The organism is Cohnella sp. OV330 (assembly GCF_900112065.1).
Classification (GTDB): Bacteria; Bacillota; Bacilli; order Paenibacillales; family Paenibacillaceae; genus Cohnella.
In genome coordinates this window covers 110,954-129,866 of record NZ_FOKE01000012.1, presented here as the reverse complement: position 1 = coordinate 129,866, position 18,913 = coordinate 110,954, and the positions used below count along the sequence as shown (strand labels likewise).

General features: G+C 61.4%; 18 protein-coding genes and 1 riboswitch. Of the genes, 13 read left to right on the top strand and 5 right to left on the bottom strand.

The window, feature by feature from the left end; translation table 11 throughout:
- Positions 1-65: 65 nt before the first annotated feature.
- A complete protein-coding gene (locus tag BM235_RS25085) occupies positions 66-662 on the bottom strand; it encodes a TetR/AcrR family transcriptional regulator (protein WP_090116993.1) in 597 nt (198 codons plus the stop codon).
- Between the two features lie 90 nt (positions 663-752).
- Here BM235_RS25085 and BM235_RS25080 point away from each other — a divergent pair, with 90 nt between their 5' ends.
- The 3 genes from BM235_RS25080 to BM235_RS25070 all read left to right on the top strand — a co-directional run bounded on the left by BM235_RS25080 (position 753) and on the right by BM235_RS25070 (position 3,121).
- Positions 753-1,292: a hypothetical protein gene (locus BM235_RS25080; protein WP_090117115.1), complete on the top strand. Its 540-nt coding sequence runs from the start codon at positions 753-755 to the stop codon at positions 1,290-1,292.
- Positions 1,293-1,409: 117 nt separating this feature from the next.
- Entirely contained in the window at positions 1,410-2,504 is a 1,095-nt protein-coding gene (locus BM235_RS25075) for a glycosyltransferase family 2 protein (protein WP_090116992.1), read from the top strand.
- On the top strand, positions 2,501-3,121 hold the full coding sequence (locus BM235_RS25070; RefSeq protein WP_090116991.1) for a glycerol-3-phosphate acyltransferase: 621 nt from the start codon (positions 2,501-2,503) through the stop codon (positions 3,119-3,121). The genes BM235_RS25075 and BM235_RS25070 overlap by 4 nt, the downstream gene beginning before the upstream one ends.
- A 105-nt stretch (positions 3,122-3,226) precedes the next feature.
- Here BM235_RS25070 and BM235_RS25065 read toward each other — a convergent pair whose 3' ends face one another.
- On the bottom strand, positions 3,227-4,489 hold the full coding sequence (locus tag BM235_RS25065) for an MFS transporter (RefSeq protein ID WP_090116990.1): 1,263 nt from the start codon (positions 4,487-4,489) through the stop codon (positions 3,227-3,229).
- Positions 4,490-4,725: 236 nt separating this feature from the next.
- Here BM235_RS25065 and BM235_RS32875 point away from each other — a divergent pair, with 236 nt between their 5' ends.
- Entirely contained in the window at positions 4,726-5,550 is an 825-nt protein-coding gene (locus BM235_RS32875; RefSeq protein WP_090116989.1) for a methyl-accepting chemotaxis protein, read from the top strand.
- Here the strand turns inward: BM235_RS32875 and BM235_RS25055 are convergent.
- Positions 5,538-6,674, bottom strand: a complete 1,137-nt coding sequence (locus BM235_RS25055) for a lipocalin family protein (protein ID WP_090116988.1) — start codon at positions 6,672-6,674, stop codon at positions 5,538-5,540. The genes BM235_RS32875 and BM235_RS25055 overlap by 13 nt on opposite strands.
- Positions 6,675-6,881: 207 nt before the next feature.
- Here BM235_RS25055 and BM235_RS25050 point away from each other — a divergent pair, with 207 nt between their 5' ends.
- The 8 genes from BM235_RS25050 (at position 6,882) to gcvH (ending at position 16,599) form a co-directional block, all read left to right on the top strand.
- Positions 6,882-7,685 carry a hypothetical protein gene (locus BM235_RS25050; protein ID WP_090116987.1) on the top strand — a complete coding sequence of 268 codons (804 nt, stop codon included), beginning with the start codon at positions 6,882-6,884 and terminating at the stop codon, positions 7,683-7,685.
- A gap of 135 nt (positions 7,686-7,820) precedes the next feature.
- On the top strand, positions 7,821-8,699 hold the full coding sequence (locus tag BM235_RS25045) for an AraC family transcriptional regulator (protein WP_090116986.1): 879 nt from the start codon (positions 7,821-7,823) through the stop codon (positions 8,697-8,699).
- A gap of 399 nt (positions 8,700-9,098) precedes the next feature.
- Complete coding sequence (locus BM235_RS25040) at positions 9,099-10,496, top strand: extracellular solute-binding protein (protein WP_090116985.1); 1,398 nt, start codon at positions 9,099-9,101, stop codon at positions 10,494-10,496.
- A gap of 93 nt (positions 10,497-10,589) precedes the next feature.
- On the top strand, positions 10,590-11,483 hold the full coding sequence (locus BM235_RS25035) for a carbohydrate ABC transporter permease (protein WP_090116984.1): 894 nt from the start codon (positions 10,590-10,592) through the stop codon (positions 11,481-11,483).
- Positions 11,484-11,516: 33 nt separating this feature from the next.
- Positions 11,517-12,398 (top strand): carbohydrate ABC transporter permease, encoded by an 882-nt coding sequence (locus tag BM235_RS25030; RefSeq protein ID WP_090116983.1) that lies wholly within the window; start codon positions 11,517-11,519, stop codon positions 12,396-12,398.
- A 9-nt stretch (positions 12,399-12,407) separates the two neighbouring features.
- Positions 12,408-14,219 (top strand): cache domain-containing sensor histidine kinase, encoded by a 1,812-nt coding sequence (locus BM235_RS25025; RefSeq protein ID WP_090116982.1) that lies wholly within the window; start codon positions 12,408-12,410, stop codon positions 14,217-14,219.
- Entirely contained in the window at positions 14,216-15,457 is a 1,242-nt protein-coding gene (locus tag BM235_RS25020; RefSeq protein ID WP_090116981.1) for a response regulator, read from the top strand. Before BM235_RS25025 ends, BM235_RS25020 begins: the two co-directional genes overlap by 4 nt.
- Positions 15,458-15,917: 460 nt before the next feature.
- Positions 15,918-16,029, top strand: a riboswitch (glycine riboswitch).
- Positions 16,030-16,206: 177 nt separating this feature from the next.
- Complete coding sequence (gene gcvH / locus BM235_RS25015; RefSeq protein ID WP_090116980.1) at positions 16,207-16,599, top strand: glycine cleavage system protein GcvH; 393 nt, start codon at positions 16,207-16,209, stop codon at positions 16,597-16,599.
- Positions 16,600-16,682: 83 nt separating this feature from the next.
- On the opposite strand, the gene BM235_RS25010 is transcribed toward gcvH, so the two are convergent.
- Positions 16,683-17,072, bottom strand: a complete 390-nt coding sequence (locus BM235_RS25010) for a VOC family protein (protein WP_177244284.1) — start codon at positions 17,070-17,072, stop codon at positions 16,683-16,685.
- A gap of 172 nt (positions 17,073-17,244) precedes the next feature.
- Positions 17,245-17,991 carry a hypothetical protein gene (locus BM235_RS25005; protein ID WP_090116979.1) on the bottom strand — a complete coding sequence of 249 codons (747 nt, stop codon included), beginning with the start codon at positions 17,989-17,991 and terminating at the stop codon, positions 17,245-17,247.
- 125 nt (positions 17,992-18,116) lie between these two features.
- Here BM235_RS25005 and BM235_RS25000 point away from each other — a divergent pair, with 125 nt between their 5' ends.
- On the top strand, positions 18,117-18,893 hold the full coding sequence (locus tag BM235_RS25000) for a gluconate 2-dehydrogenase subunit 3 family protein (RefSeq protein ID WP_090116978.1): 777 nt from the start codon (positions 18,117-18,119) through the stop codon (positions 18,891-18,893).
- The last annotated feature ends 20 nt before the right edge of the window (positions 18,894-18,913 follow it).

The following is an 18,913-nucleotide window of genomic DNA, read 5'->3' as shown; positions in this document are numbered from 1 at the left end:
GAAGCCATCGCCTCCGTACCTGCGCTGGGCGTCTGAAGCGGGCGCCGGTCGGAGACTCCAGCCAACTAATCCGCCTTAAACAGCCCGTCCAGATGCGAGGAGACGATCCGCATCAGCCCTGCTGGCTCCAGATGTTCGGCGTAGGTCGTATAGTGAACGACCAGGCCGTCGACGAGCGCGTGCAGCAGGCGGGCTTCGAGCTCGGGATCGATGCCGGGCCGGGCGAGGCCTCGCTCGCACACGGCGACGATCATGCGCTTGAAGCCGTCGTACAGCGCCTCGTGCGCCTCCTGGCTGAGCGCGCGGATCGCGGGATCGGACACGGCCTTGCCTGCGAACGCTAGCCAGACTTCGGCTTCCGCGAGGCGCTCTTCGTCCAGCGGCGCGAGCTGCGCGACGATCAGCTCGATGTCCGTTCGCGCATGCCCCGTAAGCGGAAGCGCGTCGATCCGCGCGCCGACTCGCCCGATGAGCAGGCGCATCGCATAGGCGAGCAGGTCGTGCTGGGCGTCGAAGTAGTGCCGCAGCGCACCCAACGTCAGGCCCGCTTCCTCCGCGACCCGCCGTACGGACGCGCCGTCGATGCCTTCGCGCTGGACGAGGCGCCAGACGGCTTCGGCGATATGTTCTTTTCGTTTTTCGTGGTCGACGATTTTTGGCATGTCCTTATTATAATACGATTGTATTATTAAAAGAAAGTGGTATAATCGAAATTAATCAATACGACTGTGCGGTAAAAGGGAGTGATGGAGATGATCGGCGTCATCATCGGCTGCGAGATCGCGTTCTGGGCGCTCATTTTGGCGGGGCTGGCATGCCGGTATCTTCTGAAGTGGAAAAAGACCGGCTCCGCGCTGCTCCTGCTGACCCCGGTCGTCGACATCGTTCTGCTCGCGGTGACGGTCGTCCACTTGAGGCAAGGGGCCGAGGCTACGTTCGTGCACGGGCTCTCCGCTGTTTATATCGGCGTCTCGATCGCGTTCGGCCATGCGATGATCCGGTGGGCGGACGAACGCTTCGCCCATCGGTTTGCCGGGGGCGCAGCGCCGGCGCCCAAGGCGAAATATGGGCGCGAGCATGCGCGGCAAGAGCGCCTTGGCTGGTCCAAGCACCTGCTGGCTTGGGCTATCGGCTGCCTCTGCCTGGCAGGCATGATCTACCTGGTAGACGACGGCGGCAGCACGGAGCAGCTCGTCCGGGTCATCAGGCTATGGTCCGTCGTGCTCGGCATCGACTTTTTGATCAGCTTCAGCTACACCCTTTCTCCCAAAAAAGAGAAGCGTCAATCCTGACCCTGATTTTGACCATAACCTCCTCGCTTGACGGCCCCGAACATGTTTTTCCTCGCGCGCTAATAAGATGAGATAACGGCTTATGGGCCGATTCATCGAGCGAGGGGCGGGAGCGGCATGTGGTTATGGCTGGCGTTTATGGTTCCGGCGTGCGCCGCGGGCTTTGTCCTTTTTCGAAGGAATACGATCCCGCAAGCATCCTCGCAGCCTGCCGAGGCATCCAGACTGTCGGTCGTCATCCCGGCCAGAAACGAAGAGGCGAACCTGCCGCATCTGCTCTCGTCGCTCCGCGCGCAGCGCTATCGGCCTTACGAGATCATCGTCGTGGACGACGGTTCGACGGACCGGACAGGCCCGATCGCCAAGGAATTCGGAGCGATGCTCGTCGAAGGCCTACATCTGCCGGAAGGCTGGACGGGCAAGAACTGGGCGGTGTGGAACGGTTATCTGCGGTCGACGGGCGACTTGATCGCGTTTCTGGACGCGGACGTGCGGCTGGCGCCGGACGCGCTCGGCGCGTTGGTCGAAGCGAGGTCACGGACGGACGGGGCCGTATCCGTCGTTCCTTATCATTACACCGAAAAGCTGTACGAAAGGCTGGCGCTGGTCCCGAACCTGCTCGGCCTGTTCGCGTTTACCTCGCCGTTCGAGCGGACCAATCCGCAGAAGGGGCTGTACGGCTCCTGCATTCTGACGTCGCGCGAAGACTACGAGCGGGCGAAAGGGCATGAGGGCGTAAAGGCCGAGCTGCTGGACGACTTGACGCTGGGGGCGCGATTCGCCGAAGCCGGCGTGCCGGTCACGAACTTCATCGGACGCGGCCTGGTGTCGTTTCGCATGTATCCGGGCGGCATCCGCAGCGAAGTGGAGGGCTTCGGCAAAGGCGCGGTGCAGAGCACGGGCAAGCTCGCCAAGCCGACGGTTCTGCTCGTCGCTTTGTGGCTGGTGGGACTGATCTGCGCCGAGGCCGCGCCATTCGTCCTTCATACTGCCGGGGCGCCTGTTTGGGCAGCCGGCTATTTGCTGTACACGCTGCAGATCTACTATTTTTCCCGCCATACGGGGCGATTCGGGCTTTGGCTGCCGGCGGTTCATCCGCTCAGCACCGTATTTTTCCTCTATATCATGCTTTACTCGTCGTATCGCGTCCTGTTCGTCGGACATGTGTCGTGGAAAGGGAGAAAGATCCGTGTCGGGGGCGATCCCAAGTGACGATTCTTCTCTGGTCGGCGGCGCTGTTCCTGTGCGGTTCGCTCATGTTCTCCTACTGGCTGGGCCTTGCCGCCCGCAGCAATCTCCGCGAGATCGGCGACGGCAACCCGGGCGCCTTGAATCTGTGGCGAGCGGCGGGCTTCGCTTATGGCATCGCCGGCATCGCGCTCGACTTCGCCAAAGGCTTCGGGCCCGTCGCCTTCCTGCTCGCGTCGGGACGCGTGTCGGGCTATGCCGCTGCCGCCGCATCCTTGATGCCCGTGCTCGGGCATGCCTTCTCCCCGTTTCTGAGGGGGAGGGGCGGCAAAGCGATCGCGACGACGTTCGGCGTCTGGTGCGCGCTCTCGTTCGAGGGCGCGCTCGCCTATGCGGTCATCCTTGCGATGCTGCTCTTCGGCAGCCGCTTGGTCCGCGCCAAAAAGAAGGCGTCCGCCGAAGCGGACGCCTTCCAGGTCGTGCTGGGGATGCTGCTGTTGTTCGTCTACGCGCTTGCGCGTGCGTTCCCGGCGCCGGTCGCCGTCTTCGCGCTCGCCAACCTGCTGCTGCTCGCATTCACGCATCGACGCGAGCTGCGGCGGTTGGCTGCGCGCCGAAGCGAGAACCGGAAGCAGCGCTAGCGAACGGACGGTGAGACGCAGCGGCCAGACACCCCGCAGCAGCAGCCGCGGCAGCAGGCACCGCCGGAATCGAATCGCCGGCACCCGCATTGCGCCGCAAGCGTCTTAGGCGCTCGTCTGCGCCATGCCCTCGGCGGCGTGCACCGGCGGGCGCTGTCTGACGATCGCCAGCATCGCGAACGTCCCGATCAGGAACAGCGCGCCTGCCGCCGAGAAGATGATCTCGAGCGGGAAAGACTTCTTCAGCGCGCCGGCCGCGGACATCGAGATAACCATCATGCCGGTGAACATCGGGCTTAGCACGCCGTTGACGCGGCCGATAATGGTGGGCTTGGACCATTTAAGGATCATCGTGCTGATGCCGATGTGGATGCAAGGGAACACGAGACCGTTGACGAACTGGACGACCAGCGTCAGCGGCACGCTCGTGGAGTAGCCGACGATCACGGTGCATATCGCGCCGAAGAACATGCCCGTGGCGAGCAGCGCCTGCGGCGGCACCTTCTGCGCGAACGCGGCCACGAGTCCGCCGCCGATTAGCATCGCCCCGCCGCTGACCATGAGCATATACTGGAGGAAGTCCTCCGGCTTGCCGAGCCGCTCGGTGACGACGAACAGGTTAAGCGCCTGGGCGGTGCCGACGGCGAGCCCGGCGAGAAGGAAGGCCAGTCCGAGCATGCGAAGCACGGGGCTCTGCCAGACGTAGCTGAAGCCTTCGACGAATTCCTGGAGGAAATGGCTCTGGGCGGCATTGCGGTCCTGCGGCAGGTCGGCGGGCAACCGGACGAGCACGATCGCGGACAGCAGGAACGCGACGCCCATGACCGCGATCGAAGTCTCCAGCCCGAAGCTGCTGTAGGCGAACGTGCCGAGCATCGGGCCGAGTACCATGAAGATGGCCATCAGCGACTGGAAGATCGCCATGCCCTGCTGCATCTGGGCTTCAGGCACGTGCTGCTTGAACAGGCGCATGCCGGACGGCTGGGAGAACTGGGACAGGATGGCGGATATAAAGGTCACGAGATAGACGGCATGCCACGAGCCGAAGTGGATGCTGAGCAGCACGATAAATACCGAGACCGCGGACAGCAGGTCGCACCACACCATCGTGCGCTTCGGCTTCCAGCGGTCGGCGAAGGTGCCGCCGATGAACGAAAAGACGAAGATCGGAGCGAACTCGGCCACGCTGATCAGCGAGATGGCGTAAGGGTCGTTGTCCGTCTTGGCCGCGACGTACAGCAGGATCGCGAAGTTGCGGACCCAGATGCCGACTTGCAGCAGGACGTTGGACAACAGGATGGTTTGCAGGAAGCGGCTCGACAGCAGGCTGGGCGGCTTTCCCGTTGCGGCATGGGATGCCGAATTCATAGGTTCATACACTCCTTAATCTTGGCGGCATTCTTGGCGATAAGGCCGGTTTTCATAAGAGTAAACGCTTAACCGGATCGCTTTGTTGCTCGATTCTACCATAGCATACGAACGCTGCGGGCATTTCTTTTGGATTGCTCTATTTTTCGCGTATCGGCAGGCTGCGCTCACTTCATTTCCGGCTCCGGATTGACGACATACAGGTTATATTCCCTCACATAAGGAGCCATGCCCCGATGCCGACGATGCTGGAGCACGTACTAGCCGCCATCCCCGTTTACAAGCAAACCTACACCGACGAACCCGTCGTCATCGTGATCGATCGGACCCAGGTCGTTCATTTCGAAAAAGCTTCGTTCTATCCGTCCGGCATACCGGAAGGCACGCCGGTGTCGTCGCTTCAGGGGACGGTCATCGTCAAGGCGCTCGAGCTGGGCGAACGCATCGTGGAGGAGCGGGACGCTTCGCGGTTCGGTACCGCCTACCTGTCGGTGGCCAGTCCGATCCGGGAGAATGGCGAAGTCGTCGGGGCGATCGGCTTTATCGTTCCGAATACGCGGCTCGATTCGCTGCGCGCGGGCGCGTCCGACCTGTCGGGCGTGATCGAGGAGATGTCGGCGACGGGGCAAGAGATAACGGCGGCCGGCGCGCATATCGCGGAGCGGCTGCAGGAGCAGGCGTCGGAGTCGGCGCAGCTGCTCGAGCGGCTCAAGAAGGCGGGCTCCGTGCTCGCCTCGGTGAAGGAGATCGCGGAGCAGAGCCAGCTGCTCGGCCTGAACGCGGCGATCGAGGCGGCGAGGGCGGGCGAGCAGGGGCTCGGCTTCGGCGTCGTCGCGACGGAGATCCGCAAGCTCGGCGAATACAGCAAGGCGGCGGTGTCGCAGATTACCGAGCTGTTCCGATCGATGGAGGAGAGCATCCGCGCGATGGACCGCACGGTCGGAGAGATCGCGAAGGAGTCGAAGGGCGCTTCGGCGGGCATGGAGGAGTTCAGCAGAGCCTTCGCGCATATCGTGGAAGTCGCCGGGCAGCTGTCGGACGCCGCGAATTACGGCAAGTGACGAAAAGGCGCCGGCGCGGTCCGTGCGGACTGCGGATAGCCGACCAGCTCCATGAAGCCGTAACCCGCGATTCGCGCAGGCGCGCCGTCGCCGTCCCGTTCGTCGCCTTCGAAGGAGACGACGCCTTCCCAGATCGCCCGCAGCGGCCCGAGCACGGGCATCTCCTGCCGGTCCATGAGCGGCGAGACGCGAAGCGCCATCCCGTAGTCGGGCAGCGATACCGTCCAGGCTACGGGATAGTCGGCGCCCGTCTCCTTGCTTCGCCAATATCTTAAGGGGCGAAGAGAGACACGTGCCGACGGCGTCGCCGAACCGTCCAGCCCGATGAGTCTGGCCTCGGTGCGAGCTTCGGCGCCGTTTGCCATGCCCGAGCCGGCCGGCCGCAGCCGGCTGACGAGCAGCTCGCGGCCGTCGTCCAATTGCAGGCCGAACCAGTCCCATCCCTCGTCCGTCAGCAGCCCGTAGCTGCGCCCCCATTGATGATCGAACCAGCCTTCGCCGCGCAGCATTTCCGCGCGACCTTCTTCGTACAGCTCTCCGTGCACCCGGCTGCGCGTCTGGGAGTAATAGCGCAAGCCGTTGAGTCCGCCCGTCTCGTCGATGACGGATACGGGCTTGCTCGGCGCGAAGTTTAAACGCAGGCGAGCCGTATCGGTATCCAGCCGCAGTTCAAAGCCGGGCTTGCCGTCATCCGCGAACGTCATCCGGTTCTGGCCGTAGGCGAGCCTGGTCGGACGGGCTTTGGCGGACGAAGACGACATGTACCGATGCGGCGCCGGCAGGTCGTTTGTGAGCAGTCGGCGGTAGATGTCCCACGTATGGCCGTCGGCCGGATGCGCCAGCAAGTAGGCAGGCAGGTATACCCCGGCCATCTGGACCGCGAGCGACCGGTCGAGCTCCGAATGGCTCTCGAACCGCGCCCTGTCCAGGCGGACGAGCGAGTGGATAATATAATGCCCTTTGGGAGCCGCCCATTCTCCGACGCGGAAAAAGGAAGCCATGACGGCGTAGCGCCCGCCCCTGCTTCCGGTCAGCAAGGCGTAGCAGTACCACCACTCCACGTTGGACAAAGGATGGGCGCCCGCATCCTCGGGCAAGGCGATGAGGCCGGAGCGGCTGATCATGGATCGCACCCGCTTTGCTTTTTAACCAACGTATGTGGGCGCTTGGGCCGGGGTGAATAGCGTCGCGGCGGCCGATTGCGCTTCGTGGGGGGAATACGGCGGTGGTATTCTTTCGGCGGTACGATTTATAATCAAGCTATAGCGCTATACTTGGATACAGGATACGAGTCCGATCCGGGATTATTCATGGATAAAAGGCGGGATAAGATGGTTTACGCGTTTGTCATTGAGCCGGCGAGTTATATTGCGTTCGCGGACGAAGCGGAGCAGCTCGACAAGCTGAAGGAATGGGATTTGGTCTCCGAGAAGGCGACCAAGGCCAAGACGTTCTACTACAAGGGCAACGGACTGAAGGAAGTCTGCGGCATCGTCGGTTACGTCGACCATATGACCGCCGTCATCGAGCTCCCGAACAAGCAGAAGCACTGCATTCACCCCTCTTATCTGAAAGAAATGCAAGCGGCGAACTTCGGCCAGCGCTTTGCGAGCGCGGCGGATTCGGAAGAAGCGGGAGCCGAGCGCGAGGAGACGGGGGCCGATCCGGCAGCCGTCTCGGCGAGCCCAGCAACGGAGATTCGTCCAAGCGCGCCGGCATCGGCGGAGGACGATCGTCAGGCATCCGACGCGTTCGCTTCGTTCGTCGCTTCGGGAGACGCGGCCCCCGCGGTCGCCGCGGCGCCGGCTAAGGCGAAGGCGGGAGCGGCGCGGTCGAAGAAGGTACAGCTTCCCGAGGAAAAGGTCAAGCTGACGGCGACCGTCAAGGAATTCACGACGGTGCCCAACCATTTCGCGGACAACGACGACGAAGTCATCATCTACGAGTCGGTCACGATCGCAGACACGGAGACGGAGCTGGGCGAGGCATGGTCGAGCCACAGCGCCACGCTGAAGAAGCTCGAGCTCGAGGCGGGGGACAAGCTCACGTTCGAGGCCAAGGTCGTCGCCAAGAAGCTCGCGAAGCATCCGATTCCTTACAAGATCAACAATCCGGCCAAGATTGTAAAGGTATAGCCGGCCGTATCCTGGAGGCTCCTGTAATCCGGCGCTCTTTGCGTTGCATCGTCATCCGTCCGAACCTGCACCGGAAAAGTCGGACCTCGTCGCGCCGGTCTTGTTAATCTTGAAGGCGAAGGGAGGTCGTTCCGCATGAACGGACTTGATCGGTTGAACGACGGGCTGGCTTATCTTGAAGCGCATCTCGCGGACGAGGAAGCGCCCGATATCGCGGAAGCCGCGCGGCGGGCTTGCTGCGGCGAGCATCATTTTCGCCGTATGTTCGCTTCGCTCGCAGACGTGACGCTGACGGAGTACGTGAGGCGCAGACGCCTGACTTTGGCGGCCTTCGAGCTGATCGGCAGCGAAGCGAGGATCCTCGATATCGCCGTGAAGTACGGCTACGGCACGGCGGATTCGTTCGCCCGCGCCTTTCAGGCGATGCACGGCTTGGCGCCCTCCGAGGCGCGCCGGCTCGGCCGGCCGCTCAAGGCCTATCCGCGGATGACCTTCCGATTGACGATCGAGGGAGGCGACGAGATGAAGTATCGGTTAGTGGAAAAGGAAGCGTTTCGCATCGTCGGCGTCATGAAGCGGGTGCCATTGATTTACGAAGGGGTCAACCCGCATATCGCGGAGCTTTGGAGCCGTCTGACGGGGGAATTGATCGCGGAGCTGAAGGGGCTGTCCGACGTCGAGCCGGCCGGATTGATCAGCGCTTCGGCGAACTTCTCGGAGGGAAGGAAGGACGGCGGCGAGGTCGACCAGTACATCGGCGCGGCGACGACGCGGGAATGCCCGTCGCATCTGGCCGCGCTGGAGGTCGCCGCGTCGGAATGGGCCGTATTCGAGGCGGTCGGCGCGTTTCCGTCCGCGCTGCAATCCGTCTGGGGCCGGATTTACGCCGAGTGGTTTCCGTCCTCGAGCTACGAGCTGGCGCCGGGTCCCGAGCTGCTCTGGAACGAGGGCCAGGACACGAGCAAGCCGGACTACCGGAGCGAGATCTGGATCCCGGTGCGAAGAAGACAATAAAGGCTTTGGGTCAAGGAATCTCCCGAACCGTCGAATAGGCGGGCGGGAGATTTTTTGTGCTGCGCGGCGATGGAAGTGCGCGGGTAGCGGTAAGGCGAGGAGTGGGAGCTTGCTGTAAGGGAGAAAAGCAACGGTAGAGCGGCGACTGGGCGAGGTAAGGGTCCTGCAAGCGAGGAAAGCAACGTTACTGAGATGGCGGCCGGCTGCAAGCGCAAAAATTGCGGCTACAGCGGCGGTGTGCGGGTCGGCGGAGCCGTGGGCGCGTATGGTTTGCCGGCATATATTCGATATTCTGCAAGCCATATTAAGAAAACAAACATCGACTCCTAAGTATACGCATTGTATGCGATTACACCTCCGAGCATAATGAGGCTATACCAAGTCAAGGGGGATTTGAACATGATTACGACCGGCAAAAAAGTGGCTGGCACCGCGATGGCGGGCTTCCTCGCCGTCAGCCTTGCAGCCTGCGGTTCTTCCAATAACGGCAACGACGGCAGCGACGCGGCGGCCTCCCCATCGGCTTCGGCTTCCGCGACGGCCTCGGCTTCGGCCAGCGCGCCTGCCTCCTCCAGCGCCGCCAGCGGCGAAAAAGTCACGATCACGTTCCAGAACATTTATCCGGACCCGACCGATCCGAAGTACAACATGCTGCACAAGATCGTGAAGCAGTACGAGACCGATCACCCGAACGTCCATATCGAGCTCGACTCGCTGAACACCGACCAGCAGAAGCAGAAGCTGAAGACGCAGGCCGCTTCCAACGAGGTGCCGGACATCACGATCGTCAACCCGTCCGCGCAAATGAAGCCTTACGTCGATGCCGGCCTGTTCGCGCCGCTTAACGAGATGGTCGAAAAGAACGGCCTGAAGGACTCGTTCCAATCCGGCATTCTGGACTATTACACCTTCGACGGCAACCTGTACGCGCTGCCCGACGGCAACAACATCGGCCTGCTCTACTACAACAAGGCACTGTTCAAGCAAGCGGGCATCGACGCGCCGCCTGCGACGTTCGAGGATCTGATCGCGGACGTCAAGAAGCTGAAGGATAAAGGCATCCAGCCGATGGCGATCGGCGAGAAAGACACCTGGACCGGCTCGTTCCTGTTCATGAACGTCTTGCTTCGCACGAACGGCGGTCCGGGCTTCCTGCAGGACGTTGTCGACGGCAAGAAGACTTTCGAAGATCCGGCGTTCACGAGCGCGGTCGACGCGTTCGAGCAGCTCGTGCAGGCGGGCGCGTTCCAAGAAGGCGCCACGTCCTTCGACTACAACGCGGGCGAGAACCTGTTCAAGACAGGCAAAGCCGCCATGTACTACATGGGCAGCTGGGCGACCGGCGGCATCGAAGTGTCCGATGCGAACAAAGACGGCAACGTCGGCGTGTTCAAGTTCCCGACGGTCGGCGGCAAAGGCGACCCGAACCAGTTCATGCTGGCGCCGGGCAGCGGATTCGCGGTATCCAAGAACAGCAAGCATCTGCCGGAGACGCTCGACTTCCTGAACTACTTCATGACCAACTATCCGAAGGAAGCGTTCGCGGTCAAGGGAGCGGTAGGCGTCGCTCAGAAGGTGGACGGCGACTTCAAGGCTGCCGGATACTCCGACATGGCGATGGAAGTGCTCGCGATGTTCAAGGACGTCGCCGGCGGCGACATCTCCTTCGACAACACGATGAACCCGGCAACCTCCCAGGCGCATCTGTCCAGCATCCAGAACCTGTTCGTCTCCAAGAAGGACGCCGCTGCGGTCGGCAAGGAGCACCAGCAGGCTTACGAAGACAACAAAGAATAATCGGCCATGAACGTACGGTACGGAGGGGGACGCCAGGTTGGCGAGCCGCCCTCCGTATCCTTATCGCCACAGCCGCTTAAGGAGGCGTCCGCCTTGAATGTACTGAAGGTATCCCGCTGGACGATCGCGGCGTTCGTGCTGCCTTGTCTGCTGCTGTACGTCGGCCTCGTATTCGCGCCGATCATCGTATCTTTTTACAACGCCACCCTGAATTGGAACGGCATCGGCGTCGCCAAGCACGTCGGCCTCGACAATTTCCACCGCATGTTCACGAACGACTCGGTATTCTGGCCGTCCGTCAGGCGGACGTTCATGCTGGCCGGTTTCTCTATGCTGGTGCAGCTGCCGCTCGCTTTGTTCGTCGCGATCCTGATCAGCCGTTTTGTCCGCAGACCCAATTTTCTCGTATCAAGCTACTTTATGCCCGTTATTCTGTCCGTCGCCGTGATCGGGCAGCTGTGGAAGACCATCTACAACCCTGCGTCGCAGGGGGGCATGATCAATCAGATTCTCATCAAGCTCGGACTCGGTTCCTGGACGCATGCCTGGCTGTCGGAGCCGAAGGTGGCGATCTACGCCATCATTCTCATCGGGCTATGGCAGTATCTGGGCTACCACATCCTCATTCAGTTCACCGGGATACAGAACATTCCGGCCGATATCTACGAGGCCGCCAAGATCGACGGGGCCGAGGGCTTCAAGGCCGACCGATATATTACCCTGCCGATGATCGTGCCGATCTTCAAGATCTCCGTCGTGCTCTCGTTCATCGGATCGCTGCAGTCGTTCGACCTCATCATGGTCACGACGGCCGGCGGACCGGCGCACGCGACGGACGTCTTGGCCAGCCATATGTACAACATTTCGATCCTGTCCCAGAAGTACGGCTACGGCAGCGCCATCGCCTGCTTCCTCGTCGTGGTATGCCTGGCAGCGACTGTCGTCATCAATCTCCTCTTCAACCGCATCGAGAAGCGATACAACTAGTGCCGCGAAAATAGGAAAGGGGGCGCAAACCCCATGAGCTCATCCGCCAGCATCGCCGTCCGGGAGCCGGCCGTCCAGACCCGAAGGCGCGGGTTTTCCCTCAAAAAGACGATCGTATTCGGCTTCTTCGGCGTCCTGCTCGTCACGCAGCTCTACCCGCTGCTGTGGCTGCTCATCTACTCGGTCAAGACCAACGAGGAGATTCTTTCGGGCAGCTTTTTCGCCCTGCCGGCTTCCGTGCAATGGAGCAACTATTCGAACGCGCTTGCGGGCGGCCGCTACTGGCATTATCTGCTGAACAGCGTGATCGTGACCTCCGTCACGATGGCGTGCGTCATCCTGCTTGCGTCGCTGGCGGCGTTCGCGATCACGCGTTTCCGCTGGAAGTACGGCCACATCGTCATGCTGATCTTCCTGATGGGCTTGATGATCCCGCTGCAGAGCACGCTGCTGCCGCTCATGCTGATTTTCAAAAACATCCATGTCCTGAACACGCGCTGGGCGATGATCCTGCCCTATATCGCGTTCCAGATCCCGATCGCCGTCTTCATCATGAGCGGTTTTCTGCGCACGATTCCGCACGAGATCGAGGAGTCGGCCATCATGGACGGGGCGAACGTATTCCGCATTTTCCGCAGCATCATCCTGCCGGTATCGGTGCCGCCGATCATGACGGTATGCATCCTGACGTTCATCAACGTGTGGAACGAGTACATTCTCGCCGCCACGTTCATCTCCAAGGAGGCGCTCAAGACGCTGCCGTTCGGCGTGTACAGCTTCGTGAGCCAGTATTCGGTCAACTACGGCGCGATCGGCGCGTTCCTCGTGCTCGGGGCATTGCCCGTCATCCTCGTCTACTTCCTGCTTGCCGAGAAAATAACGAAGGGCATGGTAGCTGGCGCCGTTAAGGGTTAAGATGATGGGATGAGACGATTCCAATCCATCCACGGCCGCCTTTTCCTGATTTTCCTGTTCAGCATGCTCGGGCTCCTGCTCGTCGTCAGCCTCGTCTATTACCAGCGGGCGACCGAGCAGATCAGGAACAAGGTCGGCGTGATCGCGGAAAAAAACATATCGCAAACGGTCGGCCTGTTCGAGCTCATGCTCAAGGGCTATGACAGCGTCACCAAGTCGCTCAACAGCAACAACGAGCTGATGCAGCTGCTGCAGCAGAAGACGCCTGCGGGCTCTCCGGAGGTCAGCTCGGTCAACCGGGAACGTCAGATCACGGACATCCTTGGCGCCATCTTCTATTCGCGGAGCGATATCGTCGGCATCCACGTCATCTCGAGCCAGGGGAAGGTGTACAGCTTCGACCGCTCGATCGGCTCTTCGACGCGGGACTACAAGTCGACCGATTGGTATGCCGAGCTGCAGAAGTCCAAGGGGGACATGCGTTGGCTGGGCGTCTACCCGCAGGCGCCGATGAGCGGCGGGATCGACAGCCCCGTGTTCGCGTTCGGCCGCCAGCTTTTCGAGCTCAGCACGATGAAGTCGGTCGGCTACGTGCTGATCGAGACGGAGGAGGACCCGATCCTCTCCGCGCTCTCCAACGCCAGCATCGGCCCAGGGAGCAGCGTCGTCATTCGCGATTCGGCCGGAAATGCCATCGTCCGGACCAAGCCGGAGGTGGATGGTGCCGAGACGGAGGCATTGCCCTCGGACTGGCCGGGCACGCTGAAGAAGGGCGAGGTTGCCGTCCGCGACCGACAGGACGCGCTGCTCACGGCGGCCCGGATCGGCACGGCGGACTGGACGGTCATCGGCGTGACGCCGAAGCGCGACCTGAAGCTGGAGCTGAAGCAGACGCAGCGGTTTCTGCTCACGGTCGTCATCCTGCTCGTCGTCGCCGCGACGGCGCTCGCTACGCTCGTGTCGCGGTCGTTCTCCTCGCCGTTCAAGCGGCTGATCCAGCAGATGAAGCAGGTCGAGCTAGGGAACTTTCAGGGGCGGGTCCGCGTCCATTCGTATCAGGAGCTCAACGTGCTCGTCGGCTCGTTCAACCGGATGGTCCAGCAGATGGACAACCTGATCGAGCGGGAGAAGCTGTCGTCGATCAGCGAGAAAAACGCCCAGCTGCAGGCGCTGCAGTCTCAGGTTAATCCGCACTTTTTGTTCAACACGCTCGACATGATCTACTGGATGCTCGACGAGCGGGAGAACGACCGGCTCGGCCGCCTGATCCTGGCGCTATCTCGAATTTTCCGGTACAGCAGCGATTGGGAAGAGGCCTCGCGCGCGCCGCTTCGGCTCGAGCTCGAGCAGCTGCGCCACTATCTGACCATCATCGAGACGCGGCTCGGCGGCCGCGTGAATACGGAGATCGAGGTCGAGGATCGCTGGCTCGGCGCCCAGGTGCCGAAGATGATCCTGCAGCCGATCGTGGAGAACGCCGTGAAGTACGGGCTCGAGCCGCTAAGCCGCGAGGGAGCGCTCCGGATCCGCTCGGAGGAGACGGAGGACGCGCTCGTCATCGTTGTTGAAGACAACGGCGTCGGCATGGACGAGGAAACGCTGCTTCGCATTCGGCAGTCGCTGGAGGATGCGGCGGCCGTGGCGCCGGGCCGGCAGGAGGACCCCGCAGGACGCCGGGGCATCGGGCTCGCGAACGTGCACCGCCGCATTGCATTGATGTACGGGGAAGGGTTCGGACTTCGGATCGAGAGCGAACGCGAGCGCGGCACGAAGATTACGGTTTCGTTTCCGAAACCCGCAGAAGAGGGGGATTCCCGATGAATATTCTCGTCGTCGACGATGAGGAGGTCATCCGCAGCGGCATCGAGCGGACGATCTCCCGCGGGTTCCCCGAGCATCGCGTCCTGCTCGCCGGGAATCCGGAGGAAGCCGTGGAGGCGCTGCGGACGAGGCACGTCGATCTGGTGCTGACCGACGTGCTCATGCCCGGCATGACGGGGCTCGAGCTGATGGCGTTCTCCCGTCGCAAGCAGCCGCAGGTAAAATGGGTGGTCATCTCGGCGCACTCCGAGTTCGCGTACGCGCAGGAAGCGGTGCGGCTCGGCGCCCGCGACTATATGCTAAAGCCGATCGGCAAAGAATCGCTCATCCGCCTGATCGAAGAGCTCGCGCGCGAGATCGCGGAGGAGGGCGAGCGCAACAAGGAAGCCGACCTGATGAAGCGCAATTTGCGGTTTCTTCGGGAAGGCGTCTTCGCGCGTTGGGCGTCCGGGCTCGACCTGGGCGGCATCGACATCGCGCCGTTCACAGAGAGCCACCCGTATTTCAACCTGCTCATGGTACGTCTGGACAGCGACGCGGACACGAAGCTGGAGCATTTCATCGTGGAGAACGTGCTGACCGAGCTGATGGATTCCGCCGGCAAAGGCTTCGTCGCGAGCATCGACGCGCACAGTCTCCTCGGGCTCGTGACGCTTCGGGAAGAGGCCGGACTAAGCCTGCTCGTCGACAAGCTCCGCACGCATCTGAAGCGGTACTTGAAGACGCCGTTTCAAGTGCTGTACTCGGGACGCATCGACGATCTGGCGGACGTGCCCGGCGAGGTGCGCCGCATGCGGAGCGCGTCGGCCGCGCAGGTGTACGATCACTACGCGAGCGGCGGGGAAAAGGCGATCGAGGTCGCGGTACAGTACATCCATACGCATTTCGGCGAGGAGATCAACCTGGAGAAGGTGGCGTCGATCGTCTACCTGAACCCGGTCTACTTCAGCCAGCTATTCAAGCAGAAGGCGGGGACGGGCTTCAAAGAGTACGTCACCAACCTGCGCATCTCGCGCGCGATGGAGCTGCTGGGCGGCTCGGAGCTGAAGATCGGCGACATCGCGGAGCGGGTCGGCTATCCGGACGTGCGCCACTTCTCGCAGGTATTCCGCAAGAAGGCGGGCTGCACGCCGTCGGAGTACCGGCAGGAAGTCAAAGGGGGCGCCGCTTCCGATGCTGGCGATTCGTCGGATGCAAGCGAACGGGGAGAGCGGGAAGAAGGGGAGGCGCGGGATTAAGCGGCGTGTTATCGACGCCGCTGAAACCAGGGAGCCGCCAAATCCACCGGTACGCCCATGCCGCGAAGCTATCAAGCCAAGCCATCGTCACCGAAACCGAAACCGAAACCACGCAACTCCCGTTTACCATCTTCGCAGCGGACACAGCATCCGCTATTTCGTAGCAATGGGGGCGATAATGGGGTCTTGTGGACACCAGAACCGTTAATCATACCTTCGGCGCTATTTATTGCTTCCTTTCAAGCAAATAACGGATCGTGTGTCCGCACGGCCCCTCATGCAGGCGCATGTCCGCTACTTAGCGGAACGTGTGTCCGCTCCATTCGCCGGCGCATGTTTTCTACATAACGTCAAACATTTCGTCACCCCCGGATAGTCGAATTTTGTATGATTGCGTCAAATCGATTGACATCTATTCCCTGCGTGAATTAAGCTATCCGTGTCAAAGCGAATATCGCGGATGAAGATGGCAGGGAGAGACTGCGCCGACAGGCGCGGCACCGAAGGAGCAAGTCTTGACGGTCCGCCGGCCGCGAGATCAAACTCTCAGGTAAAAGTACCGTCATCCGACGCGCCTCTGGAGAGAGCGAACAGCCACCAAAGGGGTAAGGGCGGAGCGGAAGGCCTCGTCTAATCTCTCAGGTACCCGGGACAGAGCATACGGCAGCTTGCCGTTGCTATGTCCTTTTTTGCCGTTCGGCGTTAATTGGGCGGGCAGCGGTACCACCATAAACGAGAGGATGACGAAGATGAGCGAGATCAAGGCGGGACTGGGCTACACGGAGGAGCATGAGTGGGCGGAGGCGACGGCGACCGTCGTACGGGTCGGCATTACCGACTACGCGCAGAGTTTGCTGGGGGACATCGTTTTCGTTGAACTGCCGGGCTTAGGCGATGCGCTCGCGGCAAACCAGCCGATGGGGACGATCGAATCGGTCAAGACGGTGTCGGATCTGTTCAGCCCGGTGGACGGCAAAGTCGTGCGCGTGAACGAAGAGCTGCTAACCTCGCCGGAGAAAGTCAATGCCGATCCGTACGGAGAGGGCTGGATCGTCGAGGTCGAGGTGGAAGGCGACCCCGCGGAGGCGGTCGGCGGCCTGATGGACGCCGGGCAATACGAGGCGCTGATCGCGGGCAAATAAAGTTCGCAAAGGGCTCCTGCGCTCGCAACGATGCGAGCGCAGGAGCCTTCTTTATTCTTCGGACTGGTCGCTATGACGCTTTCTCAGCTTCGCTCATTCAGTTGAATGACTCCCCACATGTTTCCGTTAAGATCCATGAATTTAAGAACCCATCCGAAGCCTTCGTCCTTAAAAAAGGTAATTTCCACCTGCAAGGACTTCAATTTATCGTGCAATTGATGAATCTGTTTCGTGTTATAAAGCAATACCGGCATTTGTTGTCCTTTAAAAACAAAGTTTGCATTGGTCTCTTCCGCAGTCTCCCATAACATAAGCATGGGGCCTTCTTGCAAGGATAAAAACGCATGATGATGTTCGTCCGATTTGCCCGTTAATTGAAATCCTAGGTTTGTTACATACCAATTAACAGAGTCATTCAAATCTTTTACCGGAATTTGCATGTGTTCTAACTTTGAAAGGATCGGGTTATCCATCCTTATTCACTCCGTTCGAGTAAAGTGTACATATCAAATTTTTCCAAGTTATTGCCTTTCTAGTTAATTCGTCAATCCCGAAGATGTTCCTGCATGAAGAAAAGCGACGCCTGTCCCACAAAAGAGGGGGATGGGCGTCGCTTTTCTTCGTTTCGTCATTCATGATGCGGCATTAGCGGCCGCTCTTTGCCGCCGCAGCCAACCGCATCAGCTGCGCGATGTCCCGGTCGTAGCTGCCGGAGGTCCCGTCCGCGCCCTGCGCCCGCAGGCGATCGATCAGCGCGACGGCTTCCGGGCTCGCGACGGTGACGATGCGCTCGCCGGCGCCTCGGTCCTTCAGCCATCGCTCGGCTTGGGCGAGCTCGTCGGCCGCGTCGGACTTGGCGCCGTTGATGCCGACGCCGCCGTGCGGGCCGGGCTCGGGGCCTTTGCCGGACAGGCCGCCGGTATTGCTGAGCAGCTTGCGCTGCAGGTGATCCGTCGAGGAGGCGGACGGTCCGCGGTCCTTGGCCGCGAGGAACACGGTATCGTTCGCGACCAGCACGCGAACGCCTGCCAGCCCGGCGCCGGCAAGCTCGGCCTCGAGGTCGGAGGAGGCGCCGCGGCCGCGCAGGCCCGAGCTGCCGATCCGGCTCATCACGCCGTTGCCCATGCCTTGTCCCGTCGCGCCGTATTGGTTGGTCGTCCGCGTCTTGTCCCGATCGACGCTCGGGATGACCGCCGGATCGTGCAGGCCGGCGATCTGGGGCGGTTGAACGGACTTGAGCTTGAGACGATCGTCGACGATGCGCTGCGCATCTGCCGCTTGCCTCGCCGACTGCTCGCGCAGGCTGTGGCTCTGGCAAGCCGTCAGCGTCAGCACGCCTGCCGCGCAGGCGATCGCGAGCATCCGGCGCTTGGTTGCGATTGCGGTTGCCATAGCGAATCTCCACCTTATATTGGATTGGTTTAAAGTTAGCATGGCCAGCCGACGGGAATGCATAAGGACTTAATTTTGGAAAAAACTAATAGGGAAAATCCGGAACGAAAAGTGGAGGTGAAAGGATGGCTGACCCGAATCAAACGGGCGGCTCCGGCCGCGACAAGGTCGAGCAGCCTTCCCGGCGGAAGTTTCTCGTCCAGGCCGGCTATGCGGTCGGCGGCGTCATCGTGGGCGGAGCGCTCGGCAGCCTGATCCGGCCGTCGAAGAAGAATGAGACCGCTCCGCAAACGGGCGAAGGCACGGCGGCCGAGGTTAAAAATTACAATCGCGCGCCCATGTTCTTTAATCAGGAGCAGCTTGGCATCGTGTCCGCGGCTACGGAGCGGATCTTTCCGGCGGACGACGCCGGTCCCGGCGCGATCGCGCTCGGCGTTCCGTTTTTTATCGACCACCAGCTGGCCGGCGAATGGGGATTCAATTCCAGGGAGTATATGTCGCCGCCCTTTTATGCGGGGGAAAAGGTTCAGGGCTATCAAGGCCGGCTGAAGCGGCGGGAAATGTTCGAGATCGGGCTGCGCGAATTGGAAAACTACAGCCAGACGAAGTTCACCAAGGGCTTCGCGGCGCTCGCGCCCGAGCAGCAGGACGAGGTATTGAGGGCGTTCGAGTCCGACGAGGTGAAGCTGACGACGATCTCGGCGAGCGGATTTTTCAAAATGCTGCGGAGCAGCACGCTCGAGGGCGCGTACAGCGATCCGCTGTACGGCGGCAACGCGGACATGAACGGCTGGAAGATGCGAAGCTATCCCGGCAACCAGATGAGCTACGCGGACGTCATCGACAAGGACTTCTCGGTCATCGCGCCGAGCAGCCTGCAAGACCATCTAAGCGCCCACTAAGGCGGAGAGGACAGAAGCGA